Below are 18,658 nucleotides of genomic sequence, written 5' to 3'. Positions count from 1 at the left end.
GCACGACCGGCGAGCGCCGGTCAGAACGGAGCAAGCATGCGCGCACTCACGTGGCAGGGCATCGAGAAGGTCTCGGTCGAGACCGTCCCCGACCCCCGCATCCAGCAGCCCACGGACGCGATCGTCCGCATCACCTCGACCGCGATCTGCGGATCGGACCTGCACCTGTACCGCCTCCTCGGGCCGTACCTCGACAAGGGCGACATCCTCGGCCACGAGCCGATGGGCGTCGTCGAGGAGGTGGGCGCCGGAGTGACCTCGCTGTCGGTCGGCGACCGCGTCGTCGTCCCCTTCAACATCGCCTGCGGCGAGTGCTTCATGTGCCGCCGCGGACTGCAGTCGCAGTGCGAGACGACGCAGGTCACCGAGTACCAGTCGGGCGCCGCGCTCTTCGGCTACACGAAGATGTACGGCCAGGTCCCCGGCGGCCAGGCGGAGTTCCTCCGCGTGCCGCTCGCCGACTACAACACCGTCAAGGTCGGCTCCGACCTGCCCGACGACCGCTACCTCTTCCTCAGCGACATCGTGCCGACCGCCTGGCAGGGCGTCGACTACGCGCAGGTGCCGGAGGGAGGCACGCTGGCCGTCTACGGGCTCGGCCCGGTCGGTCAGTTCGCCGCCCGCATCGGCGTGCACAAGGGCTTCCGGGTGCTCGCGATCGACCCGGTCGCCGAGCGGCGCGCGATGGCGGCGCGTCACGGCGTCGAGGTGTTCGACCTCACGGACGACGTGGTCGCCGAGCTGCGCGACCTGACCGAGGGGCGCGGCCCCGACTCCGTCGTCGACGCGGTCGGCATGGAGGCGCACGGCTCGCCCGTCGGATCGCTCGCGCAGTCGATGGCCGGGCTGCTGCCCGATCCGCTCGCGCGGAAGGCGATGGACACGGTCGGAGTGGACCGGCTCGCGGCGATCCAGGGCGGGCTCGAGCTGGTGCGGCGCGGGGGGACCGTGTCGCTGAGCGGCGTGTACGGCGGCGAGGCCGATCCGCTGCCGCTGAAGTCGATGTTCGACAAGCAGGTCACCCTCAAGATGGGCCAGTGCAACGTGAAGCGCTGGATCGACGAGCTGCTGCCGCTGGTCGAGGACCCGAGCGACCCGCTGGGCGTCATGGACCTCGTCACGCACCACGCGCCGCTCGAGGATGCGCCGGGCCTCTACGAGACGTTCCAGAAGAAGGAGGACGGCTGCATCAAGGTCGTCCTGCAGCCGTAGGCACTCGTTGGACGCGGGTCTCGATACGCCGCTGTGCGGCTACTCGATCAGCAGGCCCCCCTGCTGATCGAGTAGCCCTCGCAGATTGCGTATCGAGATCCACGCACTCCCGAACTTCGTGCGGACGTCGGTCTCGATACACCGCTGCCCGGCTACTCGACCAGCAAAGAAGGGCTTCAACGCACGAAGCGGCGCCCCCCGAGGGGAGCGCCGCCGACGTGAGCGACTGCCTACTTGAAGACGTCCTTGACGTCCTCGCCGACCTTCTTGGTCGATGCGGCGGTCTGGTCCTTCTGGCCTTCGGCCTTCAGGTCCCTGTCGTTGTTGTGGTCGCCGACGGCTTCCTTCGCCTTTCCGGCGATGTCCTGAGCGGCGTTCTTGATCTTGTCATCGAGCCCCATAGGTGGTGCCTCCTTCACTGATCGTTGAGCACGACGTTAGGCACCGAAGCTCGCGGCCACCTGAACGGGGGCAGGGGGTTGCTTCCCGGCCCGGGGAGGGCCAAGCTCCGCCCCTCAGGTCGCGGGAGTCGCCGTCTCCGATGCCGGAGTGTCCGACGGCGGATTCGTGGGCGTCTGCGTCGATCCGTCGTCGGCGCTGGTCGCACCGCGCTGCCGGACTGGTTCGGCGTCTGCGCGTCGCCCGTGCAGCCGGCCAGCAGGCCGACCATCAGAGCGGAGGCGCCGAGCGCCCCGAGGATCCGTCGGGCGGTCACTTCTTGCTCACCGCGTCCTTGACCGCTCCGGTGACCTTCTCGACGATGTTCGGCTTCGGGTCGGTGCCGTAGAAGCGCGGGTCCGGCTGGGTGGCCGGCGGCATCGGGGCGCTGGTGGTGGGCCCGTCGTGGTAGCTGAACTCGCCCTTGCCGTCCGGGGTGGGGCCGGAGGCCCAGGTGCCCTCCTTGGCCGCCTGCCCGTCCGAGAAGTTGAGGTACTGGTACGAGACCGAGCGCTCCTCGTTCGCGAGCGGGAAGTTCGAGGGCACCGGCAGGTCCTCCTTGCCCTCGGCGCGCAGCTCGGCGGCGGCCGCCATCCACTGGTTCTGGTGCATGGTGTCGCGGGCCAGGAGGAACGACATGAGGTCGCGCACGCCGTGGTCGTCGGTCATGTGGTACAGCCGCGCCACCTGGAGGCGGCCCTGCATCTCGGCGTTGGCGTTGGCGGTGAAGTCGGCGAGCAGATTGCCGCTGGCGGTGATGTAGGAGCCCTGCCACGGGTTGCCCATGCTGTCGACCGGGCGGGCGCCTGCGCCGGCGACGATCGCGTGCTGGATGTCGGTTCCTCCGATCACCGCGGCGAGGACCGGATCCTTCTTCATCGCGTCCTCGGACTGCTCGATCGGGGCCTTCTCGAGCAGCTGGGCGATCATCACGGCGATCATCTCGACGTGGCCGAACTCCTCGGCGCCGATGCCGAAGAGCAGGTCGCGGTACTTGCCGGGCTGGTGCGAGTTCCATGACTGGAAGCCGTACTGCATGGCGACGGTGATCTCGCCGTACTGCCCGCCGAGCACCTCCTGGAACCTCCTCGCGAAGACCGCGTCGGGCTTGGACGGCGACGACTTGAACTGCAACTCCTGCTTGTGGAAGAACATGCTGGTGGTTCCCTTTCCTCGCAGATACGGACGGGTGCGACCCGGTGTCCTTTCGACCGTAGGCAGGCCTGTTGACGGGTCAGAAGGGGCTTGACTGCGCGGCGCCGCGAGCGCGGGAGTCTCGGACTGGCAGCGCTTTCCCGGCGTCGTCGCAGTGTGCTCCAAGGCGCCCCGGTTCCCGCGGCCCGTCGTCGTTCGCAGGACCGCTCCGAGCGTCGCGGGAGCGCGATGGTAGACCTCTCCGGCGCTCGAGCGCTACGCCCTTCCCGCTTCCTGGGAGCGCTGCCCAGACTGTCCCTTGCCGGTGCACCGATCCTCGGAGCGGCACGTCGGCACGCACACCTAAATTCCCCCGACTCGATCCTGGAAGGGACTGACGATGTCCACCATCGATCCCGATTCACCTCCGTTCGGCAACGGCGCAGCCAACTACGGCGCGACCGAGGCGAGCTACGACACCACGACGACCACCGGGACCACCGGCACTTCCGGGACCTCCGGCAAGGTCGACGCCGCGAAGGAGGCCGTCGGCACCGCCAAGGAGCAGGCCGGCTCCGTCGCCGGCGACGCCAAGCAGGCCGCCGGCGACGTGCTCTCCACGGGCAAGCAGGAGGCGGCGAACGTCGCCCACGAGGCCAAGGTGCAGGTCAAGGACCTCCTCGACCAGAGCCGCGGCCAGCTGACCGAGCAGGCGCACGCCCAGAAGGACAACGCCGCCAAGGGAGTCCGCGCCTTCAGCGACGACCTCACCTCTCTCGCCAAGGGCGAGGGCGGCAGCAACGCCGCCACGAACCTCGTCTCGCAGCTCGCCGACCGCGCCCAGGGCGTGGCGTCGTGGCTCGAGGACCGCGAGCCCGCCGAGCTGCTCGAGGACGTCAAGTCCTTCGCCCGCCGCCGTCCGGGTGCGTTCATCCTGATCGCCGCGGCCACCGGCCTCGTCGGCGGACGCCTGATCCGCGCCCTCACCTCCGAGGCGAAGGACGAGAAGGAGGCCGCCGCCTCGACCTCGGGCCCCGAGTACAGCGCCCCCGCCGCGTCCAGCGTCGACACCGCGTACATCGACAGCCCCTTCGTCGACGACACCTACACGGGGACCACCGGCAGCAGCTCGCTCGAGCGCGACCACCTGCCCACAGTGCCGGTCGCCGACCCGCTGAGCACGCCGCCGACCTCGACGGGCTACGACACCTTCCCGGGCGGGAGCCGGCCATGACCGACCCCACCGGAGCGCATCGCGCCGGGTTCGGTGAGCCGACCCCCGACGAACGCGCCGCCACCACATCGCTGGGCGAGCTGCTCGGCGAGGTGTCCCGCGACCTCTCCACGCTGATCCGTCAGGAGATGGCGCTCGCCAAGGCCGAGATCAAGGAGTCCGCCGGCAAGGCGGGCAAGGGTGCAGGACTGCTCGGAGGCGCCGGCTACGCCGCGCTGATGGCCGTGCTGTTCCTCTCGATCGCCCTCTGGTGGGGGCTGGGTCACCTGATCGACAACGGCTGGTCGGCCGTCGTCGTCGCCGTGATCTGGGGCGTCATCGCCGCGATCCTCTACTCCGTCGGGCGCAAGAGCCTCAAGCAGGTGGAGGGCGCACCCGAGACGGTCGACTCCCTCAAGAAGATTCCCGAATCACTCAAGCCGAACGGGGCAGGACGATGACGTACGACGCAGCACAGAACAAGACCGCGGACGAGATCCGCGCCGACATCGAGCGCACCCGCGGCGAGCTGGGCACGGATGTGGACGCGCTGGCCGAGAAGGTCAGCCCGCACGCCATCGCGCAGCGCCAGACCGACAAGGTCAAGAACGCTGTCGGCTCGGTCCGCGACCGCGTGATGGGCACCGTCCACGACGCGACCGACTCGGTCTCGGGCTCGGTCTCCGGAGCGGGCGACTCCGTCAAGGGCGCCGCCGGCTCGGTCAAGGGCAAGGCCGAGGGCAACCCGCTCGCGGTCGGCCTGATCGCGCTGGGCGCAGGCCTGCTCGTCGCCTCCCTCATCCCGGCGTCCGACGCCGAGAAGCAGGCGGCGTCGAAGGTCAAGGACTCGGCTCAGCCGGTCGTCGACAAGGTCACCGACGCGGCGAAGGAGGCGGCGAGCGAGCTCCAGGAGCCCGCGCAGCAGGCCTTCGCGTCCGTCAAGGAGACCGCGACCGACGCCGCGGCGAACGTCAAGGACGCCGGCACGTCCGCGTCCGAGGACGTCAAGGACTCGGCCCGCGAGGCCAAGCACGCGGTGCAGGAGAACGGACAGGCGTAGCCTCTCCCCCTCGCACGGGAAGGGCGGCGGATCCTCGGATCCGCCGCCCTTCCCGTGTTCCCGTCAGCCCCGCAGCGGCGGCGATCCCGCCTTCGTCGTGCGGTCGCCGAGCCCGGCGAGGAGCTCGCGGAACGCGTCCTCGGCCGTGCGCGCCGGCTCCCACCCCAGCACCTCGCGAGCGCGCTCGGTCGACATCACCGGCACGTTCGTCGCGATGTCGATCCACCCCGCGTCCGTCCGCTGGATCCGCAGATGCCAGGTGGCGGTGACGAGCGAGCGGATCAGGCCGGTCGGCGCCGGGATCCAGCGGGCGCCCAGGAGGTCCGCGATCCGCTGCGGCGTGAGCACCGGCTCGGCCGCGATGTTGAACGCACCGCCCGCCCGGCGGTCGATCGCCCGCCAGAAGGCGTCGGCGACGTCGTCCGCGTGCACCGCCTGGAAGATCATGGTGCGCGGCAGCGGCAGCACCGGCGGCCGGATCGCTCCGAGCCACCGCGTCGGGTAGCGCGGCCCCGCGAAGAGCCCGGCGATCTCGGTCGCCGCCGCCTTCTGGAACACGATGCCCGGCCGCAGCCGCGTGACGACGATCCCCGGATGCTCCGCCTCGAACACGTCGAGCGCCCGCTCGTTCGCCGCCTTGTGCATGCTGTACGTCGACGTGTGCAGCCCGCCCGTGGGCCAGCTCTCGTCGACCCGCTCCGACTTGGGCGCCGCGCTGTACGCACCGACGGAGGAGGCGACCAGCACCTGGCCGACCCCGCTCGCGGCCGCCGCCTCGAGCACCTTCGCGGTGCCCCCGACGTCGACGAGCCGCTGGAACGCCGGGTCGTGGCTGGGCTGGATGGCCCACGCGAGGTGCACGACCGCGTCGACGCCCTCGAAGGCCTCGCGCAGCTGCCGCGACGCCGCGCTCGACGCGACGTCGATCTCCTTCCACGTCGCTCCCCGGTACTCGGAGGAGTCGGGCCTCGGCGCCCGGCGAGCGATGCCGACGACCTCCGCCGACTCCTCCCCCTCCAGGCGCCGCAGCAGCGCCGTGCCCAGATTGCCCGTCGCTCCGACGATCGCGATCCGCATGTCGATGTCCTCCCCCGGCCGGCAGGCGCCGCCGTGCTCCGAGGCTAGGCAGTGCTCGGGGGGCTGCGCGGCGGCTTGACAGGTCGGAGCGACTCGGAGCGGAGGTAGTCGGCAGACAGCGCGGCGGGTGGGCGATCGAACGCCCACCCGCACGTCGAGTCCTAGCAGGCGCCCTTCAGGTAGGCACCGCCGTCGCCGTTGACGTAGTAGTCGCTGGCGCCGGTGGCACCCGCGATCGGCAGCCATGCTCCTCCGCCGGAGAGGAACAGGTTGCCCGCGGCGTCGGCACCCCAGATGTTGGCCCCGTCGCCTTCGATGCTGACGAGGGTTCCCGGCTGACCTGACCCGAAGACGGTACCGTCGGCACCGTAGACCACACCGTTCTTCAGGTACGTTGCGCCGCCTCCGTTGACGTAGTAGTCGCTGGTGCCGGTGGCACCCGCGATCGGCAGCCATGCTCCTCCACCCGAGAGGAACAGGTTGCCGGCGGCGTCGGCACCCCAGATGTTGGCCCCGTCGCCTTCGATGCTGACGAGGGTTCCCGGCTGACCCGACCCGAAGACGGCACCGCCGGCACCGTAGACCACACCGTCCTTCAGATAGGCACCGCCACCGCCGTTGACGTAGTAGTCGCTGACGCCAGTGCCGCCCGCGATCGGCGCCCACGGTCCGCCGTTGGTGAGCCAGAGGTCTCCGCTGGAGGTCACACCCCACGCGTTCGCCCCGTCGCCCTTGAGGCCGACCAGACCGACCGGCTGCCCGGTCCCGAGCGGGCTGCCATCGGCGGCGAAGACGCTCTGGTTCGCAGTGACGCTGACGGGCGCTGCGGCGGTCAGCCCGCCGGTCGACGCGGTGAGGGTGGCGTTCGTCGCCGTTGCGGGGACACGGATCCCGCTCACCGCGACCTCACCATTGCCATCGGCCGGGAACGCCCGCGGTCCGGTCAAGCCGTCCGACCAGGTGAAGCCCGCCGGAAGGGTGACGCTGATGAGCGTTCCCGAGGTGACTGGAGTCGTACCGTCGGTGGTCGCGCGGATGACGACATCTCCGAGCGTCCCGCAGCCGTTCGCGCTGTAGGGCCCGTTGGTGAACGTGAGCGTCGGCTGATCCGACGCGGCGGCCAGCGGAGCGCCGACGGCGGTCGCGATGACCGGGATCGTCCAGGCCGCGCCGGCGACGATCGTGCGCCGCTGGACGCCTTCTGCGGAGCCAAGGATCGGGTCGGGCTGAGTGCTGTTCATGAGGACCTTTCGCATTCTCTAGGGACGAGCCGATCGTGACGTCTCCTCGCTGTCCGGTCCAGAAGAACAGGGCGATTAGTCACTTAGCGAGAATGTTGATTCACATGGAGAGAAAGCACCGGCGGACGACGGCCGCGTCGATATTTTGAGGGGCAGCGCAACGGCCGCGATATCCCGACCTGAAGCGAGAAGGCGTCATTCCCGTCCGAAGCGAGTAACCAGTGATCCTCCGCGATGATGCAGCCGCAGCGTGGTTCTCGGCGAGAGGTCTCACGAGTTCCGGCGCTGTGGAGATCTCGGTCGACGAGCGGTACGTGTCCGGTCATCTCCTGACGAGAACATGGCACGGTGCCGCGACGGGCGTCGTGACGGCACCGCCCGGATCGGCACTGTTCGTTCTTCAGCTCGACGCCGAGATCACCATCAGTCCGCCCGAGAAGACTGCGGGAAGCGATGGATCGGTCGTGATCTCTGCGGGAAGTTCGTTCGCCCTGGCCCCCGGGCAGCGCGCGCGGATGGACGTGCGGAGACCGAGCGCGCGGATCGAGATCGAAGCGCCCGCCACCGGCACTCTCTCCGCGCTGGATCCGTCGTCGTTCCCTGCGGCCAGATGGTCGAACGCCCGCCAGGAATGGCCGCACGCGGCGCTGATATCGCTGGTCAACATCGTCTTGAACACCGACCCGGCACTTCCTCTGGTCGATACCTCTCGATTGGCCGTGACGATCCACTCCTGCCTCGAGGGCTTCGTCGCTCACTCGGACGCACCTGTCGCAGTCGTCACGCAGACGGGAGCGCAGTCTCTGGTCCGCCGTGCCCGAGAAGCGCTGGAGAGACGAGCTCCCGATCCCGATTTCACGGTCGAGAAGCTCGCCTCGGAACTCGGCGTCACTCGCGAATACCTGTGGCGCGTCTTCACCGCGGAGTTGTCGATCTCACCGCGTGATGCTCTGCGCGCTCACCGACGTCAAGCGGCGGTCGACTTCCTCGAGGACACTCGGGAATCGGGTGATCGAGTGGATATGAACGCATTGGCGCGCCGAACGGGATTCGGTTCTCACCACGCACTGCGTCGCGCGTTGAAAGCGTCCGATCTGAAGCCCCCGAGATGACCGGAGCGGCCACTCCTCGGACGACCGAGGACGACCGTTCTCGGCCCGAATCTCTCGGCGCGACCTCGACGGCCGGCTCTCGGGCCCGGCGCCGGCCGTGACCCTCCCCGCTCGAGCATGCAGCACGCTGACGGGAAGCACCCACGACCCCTCTGATGCGGTCGTCCCGCATCGCCGCGTCGCCGCCGACAGCGGGCGGCACGGCTGAGCGCCTGAGGCACACGTGCATCGAGGCGGGATCTGCACACGTGTCGCTGCACCGTGTCCGCCGCGCCGTCGCTCCGCTCGGCCTTCGGCGAGGGAGACGCTGCGGAACGCGAGGCCTCGCCACCGGAGCGCGCCGCCCGCTGCTCCCCCTCGATCCCTCTCCTAGAATCGAGTTTTCGTCATCTCCCGAGGAGCCCCGTGGATCTGCTCGTCCTGCTCGTCGCCGTCGGTCTCGCTCTGGTCGCAGCCCTGCGGTTCCGCCGCTCCGGTCGTCCGATGGTCAGGAGCTTCGGACTCGCGATCGACCGCCGCACACCGCTGCACCTCACGGTCGGGATCGCGGCGTCCTTCTCCGCGGTGACCCTCGTGTTCCTCGTCGAGCAGGCACTCGGCGTGATCGACGTCCGGGCGGTGGAGCCGTCCCTCCCGGAGCTGGGCCTGTGGACCGCCGTCATCGGAGCGATGGCCCTCGTGGAGGAGCTGATGTTCCGGGTCCTGCTCCTGACCGGCGTCGTGGAGGTCGTCCGGAGCCTGCCCGCGGGCCGCTGGATCGGAGTCGCCGCGACCTCGGTCGTCTTCGGACTCCTGCACCTCGGCAACCCCGATGCCACCGCCGTCGGCGCCGTCGGCACGGCGCTCGGTGGCGCACTGTGGAGCATCGCCTTCGTGGTCACCCGGTCACTCTGGCTCCCGCTGGCCCTGCACGCGTCCTGGAACCTCGCCCTGGCCGTCTGGGGCCTCCCGATCAGCGGGATCACCGTCGTCCCCGGCCGCTTCAGCACCCGGCCGACGGACGACGGGATCCTCTCGGGCGGATCGTACGGACCGGAAGCAGGGCTGTTCGGAATGCTCGCTCTGCTCCTCGTCGCGGCCGCGGTCCTCGCCTACGCCCGCCGGATCTGGCCCTCCGGCCGCCTCCGCACACTGACCTTCGCGCCGGAGCCGGACGCCGTCCGCTGAGCTCGCCCTCCCGCCGACCCGGCTCACTGCGACCGAAGGGGATCCGGCGATGTGATCCGGGGTGGTGCACCGGCCCGCTCCAGGGCAACACGCCTGATCGGCGCCGGTCGCGGCCGGGTCCCGACCGCGTCCCGCTCTGCTCGTCGCACGGCGCCCGTCCACTGCCCTGTCCGCCGCCGACGATCTGCGCCGGGTCCCATGACCGTCTCCTGCGACTCTGCGAGGCTGGCTCCATGGCTTACGACATCGCGCTCGGCATCCTCCCGCACCGCACTCTCGAGAGCGTGGGGGCGACCGGCCCGTCCACCTCCTTCTTCGACGCCACGGGGATGACCGCTGAGGCGCTGACCGCGGCGCAGGTCGGACCGCACGTCGTCCTCGCCGATCCGATGTTCGGCGAGACGGCGAAGGTGGTGGCCGGTGACGCGCAGCTCTTCCTCGTGATCCTCGGTGGAACAGCCGATCAGTACGTCATCCAGGCAATCGGGCCGCAGGAGCGACTCCGCGTGCAGCTCGCGGGCGAGCTGATCGAGGACACCGGTGCGCCGCTCGAAGCCGAGGCGGCCCTGACGGAGGACGACGACGCCGAGGACGGGCACATCGCGGTGATCGAGCGCTTGGCCGGTGCGTCCTTCGCCGAGATCCAGAACGCCGAGTTCCTGGCCATCGATCAGTCGACCGCTCTCTCGCCGTCGCGATGAGGCCGAGTACGACCCGAGCGGAGAACCGGGGGCCGCTCGATCGGAGCGACGGACCCGCGTCCCTCTGAACCCGGGCGACCGCCTGCGAGGCGCGGACGACGGAGACGTCGTTCTCGAACGAGCGATCTCGGCCGACCGACTCGCGTCGCGCGATCACTCTTCCCGTGTTCCTTCTGCTCCCACCAGCAGTCCCGCGAGAAGGACATGATCGCTTCTACTCGAGCAGTGGACTTCGATCGCGCGCGGGGCGGAACCGGAAGCGCGTCCATCATCCGCTGGTCGTTCCCGCGGCGCCACTAGACTTCGCGCAAGCAGCTTCTCGTCGTCGCTCGAGCGTGCAGGACGAACGGCGACGACGTCCTGGAAAGTCCGCACCCCGTCCTCCGGAGAACCGCTTCGTGCCCGAGAGCCGACACCTCGCCGCCCTCCGCAGCGCCGCCGAGTCGGAGGAGTGGGATCGCACCGTCGAGCTCCTCGAGGAGCACTGGCCGCGTCTCGTCCACGTCCGCCGGGCCGAGCTTCTGGCGATCCTCGATCGGATCCCCGAGAGCGTCCTGGACGAGCGTCCGCGGTGGATCCGGGCCCGGGACTTCGTCCGCAGCCGCTCGAGCGCCGCACCGGACGCCGACGAGGATCCGTGCGGGATCCCTGCCCTCACCTCCCGGATCGTCGAACTGAGACGAGCAGGCCGTGCAGCGGAGGCTCTCCCGCTCGTCGCGCAGTGCCGGACCCTGGCGGACGCGACTCCGCAGGGCGAGGCGACGACGGCCGGCGGGCGGTCCGAGCGGCTCTTCCAGTGGGCTCGCGCTCTCGAAGACGTCGGCGCCACGAGCGACGCGATCGATCTCTACGAAGCCGCTGCCCGTGCGACGGAGTGCGCACCGTCGGCCGGCCGGATGCGGTCGCTGGCAGGCGGGGCCGCCGCCCTCCTCGCCGCCCTCCACGGGGAGCGGGCCCGAGCGCAGCGCTCCCTCGACGAGTTCTGCGGCGGGGCGGAGCAGCCTCTTGGCGGCGGCGCCTCGGCGGCACTCGCCGAGGCGCTCCTGCGCTTCGACGTCCTCGATCGCGAGGGAGCCCGCCGCCTCGTCGACGGCATCGATCCGACCACCATCAGGCACCGCTGGGCGCACTACTTCCACGTCCGCGCGATCGTCGAATGGGAGCAGCGACCGCGCGTCCTCAGAGCCGAGCTGGATACCCAGCTGAGAGCGAGGCCGCTGTCGACGCTCTCCGAGATCGATGCCGGATCCGTGCGGATCACGCGCTACCTCCTGCACGCGGCCGCTGCTCGGCCCGGTCGTGCGATCGACGCCCTGGGCTCCGGGACGTCGATCAGCACGATCCTCGACCACTTCACCGCGGCCCTCCGCGCGTTCGTCCTCACCCGGGAAGGACGCGCGGCCGACGCCCGTCACCTCCTCGCTCCGCTCCGCGCGATCCGGCTCGCTCCCCGCGCCGAGCTCCTGGTGCTCGTCGTCGGGCCGGACCGCTCCCCGGACGACCTCGAGCGCATCGCAGCACTCGCGTCCGAGCACGGGCTCTACTGGCTCCTCACCGTGCTCCCCGAGCACGACCGCGCCACGGTCTCGGGCCTGCTCGCCCGGCGGGAGCCGCGTGTCGCCCCCGCGGGCGCGCTCGAGCCCACCCCGGCCCTCGCTCCCCCGCTGCTGACCGCCCGGGAGCAGGAGGTCGCCCAGCGCGCCGCCCTCGGCGGATCGACCGCCGACATCGCCTCCGCGCTGCACGTCAGCCCGAACACCGTGAAGACCCAGCTCCGCAGCGTCTACCGCAAACTCGGCGTCACCACCCGCAGCGAGCTCTTCGCCGCACTGTACTGACCGGCGCCTGCTCCTGCACGCCGGCAGCGATGGTGCGGATCGAGGCCGCCGAGCCGGTCCACCTCCTACAGTCGTCTTCAGAGCCTCCCCGTCGACTCGGCGCGGACGAAGCGAGATCCGCCCGACGACGCGGGCACCGGCCACCCCGGCGGAGAAACAGGAGACGACATGCGGCAGACCCTCCTCCGCGGCACTCTGGCCGCGCTGGCCGCGGCGGTGCTGATCGCCGCGTCCGGATGCTCGCAGTCCCCTCCTGCCGACGGCGGCGCCCCGACGGACCCGTCGCCGGCGTCCACGACCGGAGCGGACGCGCTCGGGACCTACGGCGTGACCGGAGCGTCGGAGGGGCAGGAGCAGCTCGACTGGACCCGCTCCCTCACTCTCGCGCTCGTGACGCGCGACTCGGAGACGCGTCTCCACGTGAGCGGGGCGTGCAACTTCCTCGATTTCGCACTCGTGGACGCGGGCGCCGACTCCTGGTCGGCGCTCCCCGACCCCGCGATGACGTACGCCGGCTGCATCGGCGAGGCCGAGACCCGGCAGACGTGGCTGCTCGACGCGATCGGCGGAGCGACGATCGAGGTCGCGGGTCCGGATCTGCAGGTGACGTCCCGCGAGGCCCGGATCGACGCCGCCGCGTGCGCGACGGGAGAGTACTCCGAGCAGCCCGCTCCCTCCTGCGCCGCCGGCGCGACGGCCTCGGCCCAGGCGCTCGCCTCCGAGCCGGGCAGCGACGCCCCTTAGCCCAGGCCACCGCCCCCGCGCATCCCCGCGCGCGGCATCCGGCGGCTGCCTAGCCTTGGAGGCATGCCCCGTCGAGTCTCCGCCGTCCACCACGAGGTCGACGGCGTGCAGCTGCGCTCCTACGCGCTCGGCCCGCTCGACGCGCCCCGCACCTTCGTGCTCCTGCACGGCATCGGGATGTCGCACCGCACGTTCTCGCGCCTGGTCGCCCCGCTGCGGCGGTACGGGCGCGTCGTCGCCGTCGACCTCGCGGGCTTCGGCGCCAACCGTCCGCCGAAGCGACGCGTCGGCATCGCCGATCACGCCCGCTTCGTGGCGCGGGTGCTGGAGGATCGCGGCGTCACCCGCGCTGTCGCCGTCGGCCACTCGATGGGCACGCAGGTCGCGGTCGAGCTGGCCGCGCTCGTCCCCGAGGTCGTCGAGGGCGTCGTCCTGATCGGGCCCGTCGTCGATCCCGCCCGCCCCGGAGCCGTCCGGCAGGGCCTCGCGCTCGCCCGCGACTGCCTCGGCGAGCCGATCGGAGTCGACGCGCTCGTCCTCGGCGACTACCTGCGCGGAGGCATCGGCTGGTACCTCCGGCAGCTCCCTGAGATGCTGCACCACCCGATCGTCGAACGGGCGGCCGTGCTCGCGCAGCCGGTGCTGATCGTCCGCGGCCACGACGACCCGATCGGCACGCGCGACTGGTGCGCGCGTCTCGCCGCCGCGTGCTCGGACGCCCGGGTGATCGAGCTCGGTCGCTCCCGCCACGTGGTCCCGCGCACCGAGCCCGAGGAGCTGGCCCGCGAACTGGGGCGCTTCGCCACCTCCATCGAGACGCCCACCGCGACCCGCGGCGGGACGACCGCCGACACCGGCGTCATCGAGGTCGTCCGGTGAACCGGATCCTGCGCGACGGCCTCTGGTGGATCCAGGACTACGCCTACGCCGTCGCTGGCAGGTGCGCGGCTTCGTCTCGCGCCGCGCGCCCGACGACTACCTCGACGGCGACCGCCGCCCCGTGCTCGTCCTGCCCGGCATCTGGGAGACCTGGTCCTTCCTGCGCCCGATCATCGACCCGCTGCACCGCCGCGGGCACCCTCTGCACGTGCTCGACGACCTCGGCCGCAACGGGCGCCCGGTCGCCCGCACGGCGGAGGACGTCGCCGCCTACCTGGAGCGCCACGACCTGCGCGACGTGGTGATCGTCGCGCACAGCAAGGGCGGGCTGATCGGCAAGTACGTCATGACCGAGCTCGACCCCGACGGCCGGGTCGACCGGATGGTCGCGGTCTCGACCCCGTTCGGCGGCTCGCGCTACGCCCCCTACCTCGTGCTGAAGAGCCTCCGCTCGTTCTCGCCGCGCGACGCCACGACGCTGCTGCTCGCGAGCCGGGCGGGCGCGAACGCGCGCATCACCTCGGTCTTCGGCGTCTTCGACCCGCACATCCCGGAGGGCAGCATGCTCGAGGGCGCGGTGAACGTGCGGATCGAGACCGGCGGCCACTTCCGGATCCTCGGGAACCCCGAGACGCTCGCGGCCGTGATCACCGCGGTGTCGGCCGAGGAGAGCGCCTGAGCGCCTGAGCGCCTACTCCTTCGCCGCCGACCGCCCGACGAAGTGGACGGAGCGGCGCCGCTCCGCCTCCTCGCGCACCTCCAGGTGCCGCACGACGAAGGCGCCCGCGAGGAACGCGTAGCCGACGCCCGACGCGACTCCGGCGGTGATCGAGAGCACCTGGAGCAGGAGCGCCAGCGTCGGCGACGACCCCTGGTAGGGCCCCCAGACGAACGGCGCGATGTCGATCAGGAGGATGCGCAGCACCACGGCGACGAGGCCGATGACGAGCATGGCGCGCGAGGACAGCGTCGGGATCATGGGTCTCCTCAGGTCGTCCTCCCAGTCTCGTCCGTGCGCCGGGAGGAGTCGAGAGCCCGTAGCGCGCGCTCCTCCCCGGTCGCAAACCCCTACCCGTCCGGGGGCGCCGAGCGGATGCTGGTTCCATGGCTCCCCCGCGCACGACCGGACCGACCGAGCTCCTCCTGGTGCGCCACGGCGAGAGCGTCGCCAACGTCGCGGCCAGCGCGGCCGAGGCCGAGGGGGCGCTCGAGATCGCGGTCGACCGGCGCGACGCCGACGTCGAGCTGTCCGGGGCCGGGCGGGAGCAGGCCGAGGCGCTCGGACGCTGGCTCGGCGGCGAGGCGGCCCCGGTCTCGGCCTGGAGCTCGCCCTTCGTCCGCGCCTCGTCGACCGCGCACCTCGCCCTCGCCGAGGCCGGCCTCGACCTGCCGCTCCGGATCGACGAGCGCCTCCGCGACCGCGACCTCGGCATCGCCGACCGGCTGACCACCTCCGGGTTCCGTGCCCGCCACCCCGACGAGGCGGCGCGGAGGGAGTGGCACGGCAAGTTCTACTACCGGCCGCCGGGCGGCGAGTCCTGGACCGACCTCGCGCTCCGGATGCGCTCGTTCCTCGACCACCTCGACGCCGTCGCGCCGACCGGGCCCGCCGTGCTCTTCTGCCACGACGCCGTCGTGCTGATCACCCGCTACGTCTGCGAGGGCCTGTCCGAGCGCGAGCTCCTCGACATCGGAGCCTCCACCCCCGTGGCCAACGCGTCCGTGACGCGCCTGATCCGCGGCGACGACGGCTGGAGCGTCGAGCGCTTCTCGAGCACCGAGCACCTGGAGCGGACCGGCGCGCCGGTCACCCGGCACGACGATCGCGACGAAGGAGAGGGAGACCCGCATGAGTGAGGTCATCGACCGCGCACTGCTCGAGGGGCGCTGGCCGCTGCCCGAGCCCGGAGGATCCAAGCACGCGCGCGGCGACGTGGTCGTCGTGGGCGGGGCCCGGAAGACCCCCGGTGCCGCCCTGCTCGCGGGGATCTCGGCGCTGCGGGTCGGCGCGGGCCGCATCACGCTCTGCGTCGCCGAGTCCGTCGCCTCCGCGACCGCGGTGGCGCTCCCCGAGTGCGGCGTCGTCCCGCTGCAGGAGTCGCGGACCGGGTCGATCACCGGCCGCGGTCTCGAGGCGCTCGAAGGCGAGCTCGCCTCGGCCGACGTCGCACTGGTGGGCCCCGGCCTGGACGATCCGAAGGCGACGGCCGCGACGCTGCGGGCCCTCGCTCCGCTGCTGCGGGACGTGCCCGCCGTGCACCTGGACGCGTTCCCGCTCGGCGTCCTGCCGGGCCAGAAGCGGGTCGCCCGCTCGCTCGCGGGACGGCTCCTGATGACTCCGAACACCGCCGAGGCCGAGCGGCTGCTCGGTGCGGAGATCGAGGACGTCGAGACGGCCGCCGTCGCGATCGCGCGACGCTACGAGGCGGTCGTGAGCCTGTTCAACGTCGTCGCGAGCCCGAACGGCGTGCTCGTGCGCGCCGAGGGCGAGCATCCGGGCCTCGCGACGGCCGGGAGCGGCGACGTGCTCGCCGGAGCGACCGCCGGCCTGCGGGCACGAGGACTCGACGGCGCCGGCGCGGCGGCCTGGGCGGTGCACCTGCACACCGAGGCCGACTCCCGTCTCAGCGAGCGGATCGGCGCGGCCGGCTACCTGGCGAGCGAGATCCCCGCCGAGTTCCCGCCCCTGCTGCGCCCCTGAGCCACCCGCTCCAGACATCGCGGATCTCGAGACGGCCGCTGCGTGCCCTACTCGATCAGCAGGCGCGACCGCTCAGAGCGCGACGTCCGCGACCGAGAACGCGACTCCCGGAGTGATCAGGATCGCCGTCTTCCGCGGTTCGCCCTCGCCCTGGTTCACGACGAGCCAGCGCGACGCCTCGCCGTCGAGCGCCCGCTCGACCTCGGCGCGCACCTCCGCGGCGCTCGTGTCGCTCAGGCTGTAGGGCGATCCGCCGTAGATGATCTCGACACGCTTCACAGGATGGGCTCCTCGCTCGGTCGACTGCTGCCGTGCGGCTCCTCGCTGATGCGCAGACCGTGTGCGGTGTGCGAATCGGCCAGCAGCTGACGGATCCAGTCGGGGTTGATCGAGGGCGCGCGGCCCCCGTGGTACTTGAAGCGCAGCGGGATCGCGGGGTGGAGCCAGATCGAGGTGCGCCCGTCGCCGACCGCCTGCGAGTCCTTCCACGAGAAGTAGAAGGACTCGTTCCGCGACAGCTTGGATCCGATGACGATCTGCATGTGCGCCAGCAGGCGGTCGTCGAAGTCGGCCTCCAGGGTGGAGTCGTAGATCAGTCGGCCCATCAGGCCACTCTCCGTTCGGGCCGCGGTGCTCGGTGGGGGCCGGGGGACGCCGGGGCAGCGCTTCCGCTCCGGTGGTCGCGGCAGGTGCCGATCCTACCGAGAGGTCCTCGTGCGGCCACTTCAGCGCACCTCGTCGTCGTCGAACCCCGTGAAGTCCAGGTCGGGCAGGTGCAGCGCGCTCTCCGAGTCCTGCGGCTCGGCGACCGGGTGCGACACGCCCAGACGCCCCGCTTCGCGCGTCATCCGCGCCACGAGCTCCTCGTCCACGATCTCCTCGGCGTCGCTCTCCTCCGGCTCGCTGAGGAGCTGGCTCGCGGGGCCGATGAGCAGGGCCGCCGTGCCGAGTCCGCCGTCCGGGCGCCGGACGGGGATCTCGACCGCCGCGGACCCCCTTCGCAGCGCGAGCGCCTCGGCGTAGTGCACCAGCGACCGGGCGATGGCGCTGCCGGTCAGCACCGAGCTGCCCGCGTAGTGGATCCGTTCCATGCCCTCTTCCTACTCCTGTCCCGCATCAGGGGGCACCGGTTGCGGGAGCGGGTCCGCCGTTGCTATCGGAGCGCCTCGAGGCGCCGGTCGAGGCCGTCGCGCACCGCCGGCCACTCCTCGCGGAGGATCGAGTGCACGGCCGTGTCGCGCCACGATCCGTCGGCCCGCCGCTGGTCGTGCCGCAGCACCCCCTCGAAGGTCGCCCCCAGGCGGAGGATCGCCGCACGCGACCGCGTGTTGGCCGCGTCGGCCTGCAGCTTCACCCGGGAGTAGCCGCTGTCGAACGCGAGACCGAGCAGCAGCCGCTTCGTCTCGGGGTTCACCGCGGTGCCCCACACCTCGGGTGCGTAGGCGGTCCAGCCGAGGTGCGCCGCCTCGCGCGCCTCGTCGAAGTCGGCGAGCGCCGTCACCCCGACCACGCGACCGTCGACGAGGACGGCGCAGGGCAGTCCCGACCACGGGTAGTAGCGGCGGACGAACGCACGGAAGGCGGCCGGATCGGGATCCAGTCCCGCTGCTCCCCCTCCGTAGCCGCCGGCGAAGACCTCGGGGCGCGCGATCGCGGCGCGCAGGCCGTCGACGTGCTCCTCGCCGAGCGGTTCGAGCACGACCGTGCGGCCGACGAGGCGCACCGGTGCGGGGCGGCGCGGCTGAACGGGGGCGGAGTCGGTCATCCGGCCATTCTGGGGTCCCGACCGCCCCGGTGAGAGGTCCAGAGCGCGTGCCAGCATGGGGTCCATGGCCGACTCCGCGCTGTTCGAGACCTCCGCCGCCGCCTTCGTCCGCCTGCTCGAGCGGATCCGCGACGACCAGTGGACGCTGCCCGCCCTGGGCGAGTGGGACGTCCGCGGGCTCGCGGGGCACGCCTCGCGCGCGATCCTCACCGTCGAGGCGTACCTGGGCGCTCCGGAGCCGGCCGAGGCGACGGTGCCGGACGCGGTCGCCTACTACGGCGCGCTCGCGGGGAACATCGGCGACCCGGCGGCCGTCGCCCGGCGCGGGATGGAGGCGGGCGCCGCTCTCGGCGACCGGCCCTCGGCCGGTCGCGGC

23 protein-coding genes are annotated in these 18,658 nt (G+C 71.8%); 14 read left to right on the top strand and 9 right to left on the bottom strand.

Annotation, left to right across the window (positions count from 1 at the left end):
- Window positions 1-36: 36 nt before the first annotated feature.
- Complete coding sequence (locus B0T42_RS08230) at window positions 37-1,212, top strand: zinc-dependent alcohol dehydrogenase (protein WP_077222735.1); 1,176 nt, start codon at window positions 37-39, stop codon at window positions 1,210-1,212.
- A 230-nt stretch (window positions 1,213-1,442) separates the two neighbouring features.
- Here the strand turns inward: B0T42_RS08230 and B0T42_RS08225 are convergent, their stop codons facing one another.
- Together B0T42_RS08225 and B0T42_RS08220 are read right to left on the bottom strand one after the other, a co-directional pair.
- Complete coding sequence (locus B0T42_RS08225) at window positions 1,443-1,613, bottom strand: CsbD family protein (RefSeq protein WP_077222734.1); 171 nt, start codon at window positions 1,611-1,613, stop codon at window positions 1,443-1,445.
- Window positions 1,614-1,923: 310 nt separating this feature from the next.
- Complete coding sequence (locus B0T42_RS08220) at window positions 1,924-2,805, bottom strand: manganese catalase (RefSeq protein WP_077222733.1); 882 nt, start codon at window positions 2,803-2,805, stop codon at window positions 1,924-1,926.
- 379 nt (window positions 2,806-3,184) lie between these two features.
- Here B0T42_RS08220 and B0T42_RS08215 point away from each other — a divergent pair, with 379 nt between their 5' ends.
- From B0T42_RS08215 to B0T42_RS08205, 3 genes are read left to right on the top strand one after another with little or no spacing between them, the layout of a single operon-like run.
- On the top strand, window positions 3,185-4,018 hold the full coding sequence (locus B0T42_RS08215; protein WP_077222732.1) for a hypothetical protein: 834 nt from the start codon (window positions 3,185-3,187) through the stop codon (window positions 4,016-4,018).
- On the top strand, window positions 4,015-4,458 hold the full coding sequence (locus B0T42_RS08210) for a phage holin family protein (RefSeq protein WP_077222731.1): 444 nt from the start codon (window positions 4,015-4,017) through the stop codon (window positions 4,456-4,458). Before B0T42_RS08215 ends, B0T42_RS08210 begins: the two co-directional genes overlap by 4 nt.
- Window positions 4,455-5,057 carry a DUF3618 domain-containing protein gene (locus B0T42_RS08205; RefSeq protein WP_077222730.1) on the top strand — a complete coding sequence of 201 codons (603 nt, stop codon included), beginning with the start codon at window positions 4,455-4,457 and terminating at the stop codon, window positions 5,055-5,057. Before B0T42_RS08210 ends, B0T42_RS08205 begins: the two co-directional genes overlap by 4 nt.
- 63 nt (window positions 5,058-5,120) lie before the next feature.
- On the opposite strand, the gene B0T42_RS08200 is transcribed toward B0T42_RS08205, so the two are convergent.
- Window positions 5,121-6,134, bottom strand: coding sequence for an NAD-dependent epimerase/dehydratase family protein (locus tag B0T42_RS08200; RefSeq protein ID WP_077222729.1), 1,014 nt, complete (start codon window positions 6,132-6,134; stop codon window positions 5,121-5,123).
- A gap of 161 nt (window positions 6,135-6,295) precedes the next feature.
- A complete protein-coding gene (locus B0T42_RS08195) occupies window positions 6,296-7,375 on the bottom strand; it encodes a hypothetical protein (RefSeq protein ID WP_077222728.1) in 1,080 nt (359 codons plus the stop codon).
- Between the two features lie 287 nt (window positions 7,376-7,662).
- On the opposite strand from B0T42_RS08195, the gene B0T42_RS19475 reads away from it, so the two are divergent.
- From B0T42_RS19475 to B0T42_RS08160, 7 genes are all read left to right on the top strand, one after another.
- On the top strand, window positions 7,663-8,487 hold the full coding sequence (locus B0T42_RS19475; protein ID WP_139344456.1) for a helix-turn-helix transcriptional regulator: 825 nt from the start codon (window positions 7,663-7,665) through the stop codon (window positions 8,485-8,487).
- A 405-nt stretch (window positions 8,488-8,892) separates the two neighbouring features.
- Complete coding sequence (locus tag B0T42_RS08185) at window positions 8,893-9,654, top strand: CPBP family intramembrane glutamic endopeptidase (protein WP_077222726.1); 762 nt, start codon at window positions 8,893-8,895, stop codon at window positions 9,652-9,654.
- 233 nt (window positions 9,655-9,887) lie between these two features.
- Window positions 9,888-10,355: a hypothetical protein gene (locus B0T42_RS08180; protein WP_077222725.1), complete on the top strand. Its 468-nt coding sequence runs from the start codon at window positions 9,888-9,890 to the stop codon at window positions 10,353-10,355.
- A gap of 398 nt (window positions 10,356-10,753) precedes the next feature.
- The gene (locus tag B0T42_RS08175; protein WP_077222724.1) at window positions 10,754-12,193 is read left to right on the top strand and encodes a LuxR C-terminal-related transcriptional regulator; all 1,440 of its coding nucleotides are present in this window, start codon (window positions 10,754-10,756) and stop codon (window positions 12,191-12,193) included.
- Window positions 12,194-12,361: 168 nt separating this feature from the next.
- Window positions 12,362-12,937: a hypothetical protein gene (locus B0T42_RS08170; protein WP_077222723.1), complete on the top strand. Its 576-nt coding sequence runs from the start codon at window positions 12,362-12,364 to the stop codon at window positions 12,935-12,937.
- Window positions 12,938-13,000: 63 nt separating this feature from the next.
- Entirely contained in the window at window positions 13,001-13,816 is an 816-nt protein-coding gene (locus B0T42_RS08165) for an alpha/beta fold hydrolase (protein WP_077222722.1), read from the top strand.
- 25 nt (window positions 13,817-13,841) lie between these two features.
- The gene (locus B0T42_RS08160) at window positions 13,842-14,495 is read left to right on the top strand and encodes an esterase/lipase family protein (protein ID WP_342418222.1); all 654 of its coding nucleotides are present in this window, start codon (window positions 13,842-13,844) and stop codon (window positions 14,493-14,495) included.
- A gap of 12 nt (window positions 14,496-14,507) precedes the next feature.
- Here B0T42_RS08160 and B0T42_RS08155 read toward each other — a convergent pair whose 3' ends face one another.
- The gene (locus B0T42_RS08155) at window positions 14,508-14,795 is read right to left on the bottom strand and encodes a hypothetical protein (RefSeq protein WP_077222721.1); all 288 of its coding nucleotides are present in this window, start codon (window positions 14,793-14,795) and stop codon (window positions 14,508-14,510) included.
- A 125-nt stretch (window positions 14,796-14,920) separates the two neighbouring features.
- On the opposite strand from B0T42_RS08155, the gene B0T42_RS08150 reads away from it, so the two are divergent.
- On the top strand, window positions 14,921-15,673 hold the full coding sequence (locus B0T42_RS08150) for a histidine phosphatase family protein (RefSeq protein ID WP_077222720.1): 753 nt from the start codon (window positions 14,921-14,923) through the stop codon (window positions 15,671-15,673).
- A complete protein-coding gene (locus B0T42_RS08145; protein WP_077222719.1) occupies window positions 15,666-16,517 on the top strand; it encodes an ADP-dependent NAD(P)H-hydrate dehydratase in 852 nt (283 codons plus the stop codon). Before B0T42_RS08150 ends, B0T42_RS08145 begins: the two co-directional genes overlap by 8 nt.
- A gap of 72 nt (window positions 16,518-16,589) precedes the next feature.
- Here B0T42_RS08145 and B0T42_RS08140 read toward each other — a convergent pair whose 3' ends face one another.
- The 4 genes from B0T42_RS08140 to B0T42_RS08125 form a co-directional block, all read right to left on the bottom strand.
- Window positions 16,590-16,796, bottom strand: a complete 207-nt coding sequence (locus tag B0T42_RS08140) for a hypothetical protein (protein ID WP_077222718.1) — start codon at window positions 16,794-16,796, stop codon at window positions 16,590-16,592.
- Window positions 16,793-17,122, bottom strand: a complete 330-nt coding sequence (locus B0T42_RS08135) for a DUF7882 family protein (protein ID WP_077222717.1) — start codon at window positions 17,120-17,122, stop codon at window positions 16,793-16,795. The genes B0T42_RS08140 and B0T42_RS08135 overlap by 4 nt, the downstream gene beginning before the upstream one ends.
- A 120-nt stretch (window positions 17,123-17,242) precedes the next feature.
- Window positions 17,243-17,608 (bottom strand): hypothetical protein, encoded by a 366-nt coding sequence (locus B0T42_RS08130; RefSeq protein WP_077222716.1) that lies wholly within the window; start codon window positions 17,606-17,608, stop codon window positions 17,243-17,245.
- 62 nt (window positions 17,609-17,670) lie between these two features.
- Complete coding sequence (locus tag B0T42_RS08125; RefSeq protein WP_077222715.1) at window positions 17,671-18,282, bottom strand: GNAT family N-acetyltransferase; 612 nt, start codon at window positions 18,280-18,282, stop codon at window positions 17,671-17,673.
- 64 nt (window positions 18,283-18,346) lie between these two features.
- Between B0T42_RS08125 and B0T42_RS08120 the strand changes: the two genes are divergently transcribed.
- Window positions 18,347-18,658 (top strand): maleylpyruvate isomerase N-terminal domain-containing protein (locus B0T42_RS08120; protein ID WP_173892317.1); only part of this gene is annotated, 312 nt, incomplete at its 3' end.

The organism is Rathayibacter rhapontici (assembly GCF_001995175.1).
In the GTDB taxonomy this organism is placed as follows: Bacteria; Actinomycetota; Actinomycetes; order Actinomycetales; family Microbacteriaceae; genus Rathayibacter.
Note: the sequence above shows the minus strand (reverse complement) of the source record. Positions and strands in the feature narration are given on the sequence as shown.

Excerpts from the sequence above, each read along its gene's own strand:
- B0T42_RS08230 (WP_077222735.1), top strand. The coding sequence starts at position 37 with ATGCGCGCACTCACGTGGCAGGGCATCGAGAAGGTCTCGGTCGAGACC.
- B0T42_RS08225 (WP_077222734.1), bottom strand. The coding sequence starts at position 1,613 with ATGGGGCTCGATGACAAGATCAAGAACGCCGCTCAGGACATCGCCGGA.
- B0T42_RS08220 (WP_077222733.1), bottom strand. The coding sequence starts at position 2,805 with ATGTTCTTCCACAAGCAGGAGTTGCAGTTCAAGTCGTCGCCGTCCAAG.
- B0T42_RS08215 (WP_077222732.1), top strand. The coding sequence starts at position 3,185 with ATGTCCACCATCGATCCCGATTCACCTCCGTTCGGCAACGGCGCAGCC.
- B0T42_RS08210 (WP_077222731.1), top strand. The coding sequence starts at position 4,015 with ATGACCGACCCCACCGGAGCGCATCGCGCCGGGTTCGGTGAGCCGACC.
- B0T42_RS08205 (WP_077222730.1), top strand. The coding sequence starts at position 4,455 with ATGACGTACGACGCAGCACAGAACAAGACCGCGGACGAGATCCGCGCC.
- B0T42_RS08200 (WP_077222729.1), bottom strand. The coding sequence starts at position 6,134 with ATGCGGATCGCGATCGTCGGAGCGACGGGCAATCTGGGCACGGCGCTG.
- B0T42_RS08195 (WP_077222728.1), bottom strand. The coding sequence starts at position 7,375 with ATGAACAGCACTCAGCCCGACCCGATCCTTGGCTCCGCAGAAGGCGTC.
- B0T42_RS08180 (WP_077222725.1), top strand. The coding sequence starts at position 9,888 with ATGGCTTACGACATCGCGCTCGGCATCCTCCCGCACCGCACTCTCGAG.
- B0T42_RS08170 (WP_077222723.1), top strand. The coding sequence starts at position 12,362 with ATGCGGCAGACCCTCCTCCGCGGCACTCTGGCCGCGCTGGCCGCGGCG.
- B0T42_RS08165 (WP_077222722.1), top strand. The coding sequence starts at position 13,001 with ATGCCCCGTCGAGTCTCCGCCGTCCACCACGAGGTCGACGGCGTGCAG.
- B0T42_RS08155 (WP_077222721.1), bottom strand. The coding sequence starts at position 14,795 with ATGATCCCGACGCTGTCCTCGCGCGCCATGCTCGTCATCGGCCTCGTC.
- B0T42_RS08150 (WP_077222720.1), top strand. The coding sequence starts at position 14,921 with ATGGCTCCCCCGCGCACGACCGGACCGACCGAGCTCCTCCTGGTGCGC.
- B0T42_RS08145 (WP_077222719.1), top strand. The coding sequence starts at position 15,666 with ATGAGTGAGGTCATCGACCGCGCACTGCTCGAGGGGCGCTGGCCGCTG.
- B0T42_RS08135 (WP_077222717.1), bottom strand. The coding sequence starts at position 17,122 with ATGGGCCGACTGATCTACGACTCCACCCTGGAGGCCGACTTCGACGAC.
- B0T42_RS08130 (WP_077222716.1), bottom strand. The coding sequence starts at position 17,608 with ATGGAACGGATCCACTACGCGGGCAGCTCGGTGCTGACCGGCAGCGCC.
- B0T42_RS08125 (WP_077222715.1), bottom strand. The coding sequence starts at position 18,282 with ATGACCGACTCCGCCCCCGTTCAGCCGCGCCGCCCCGCACCGGTGCGC.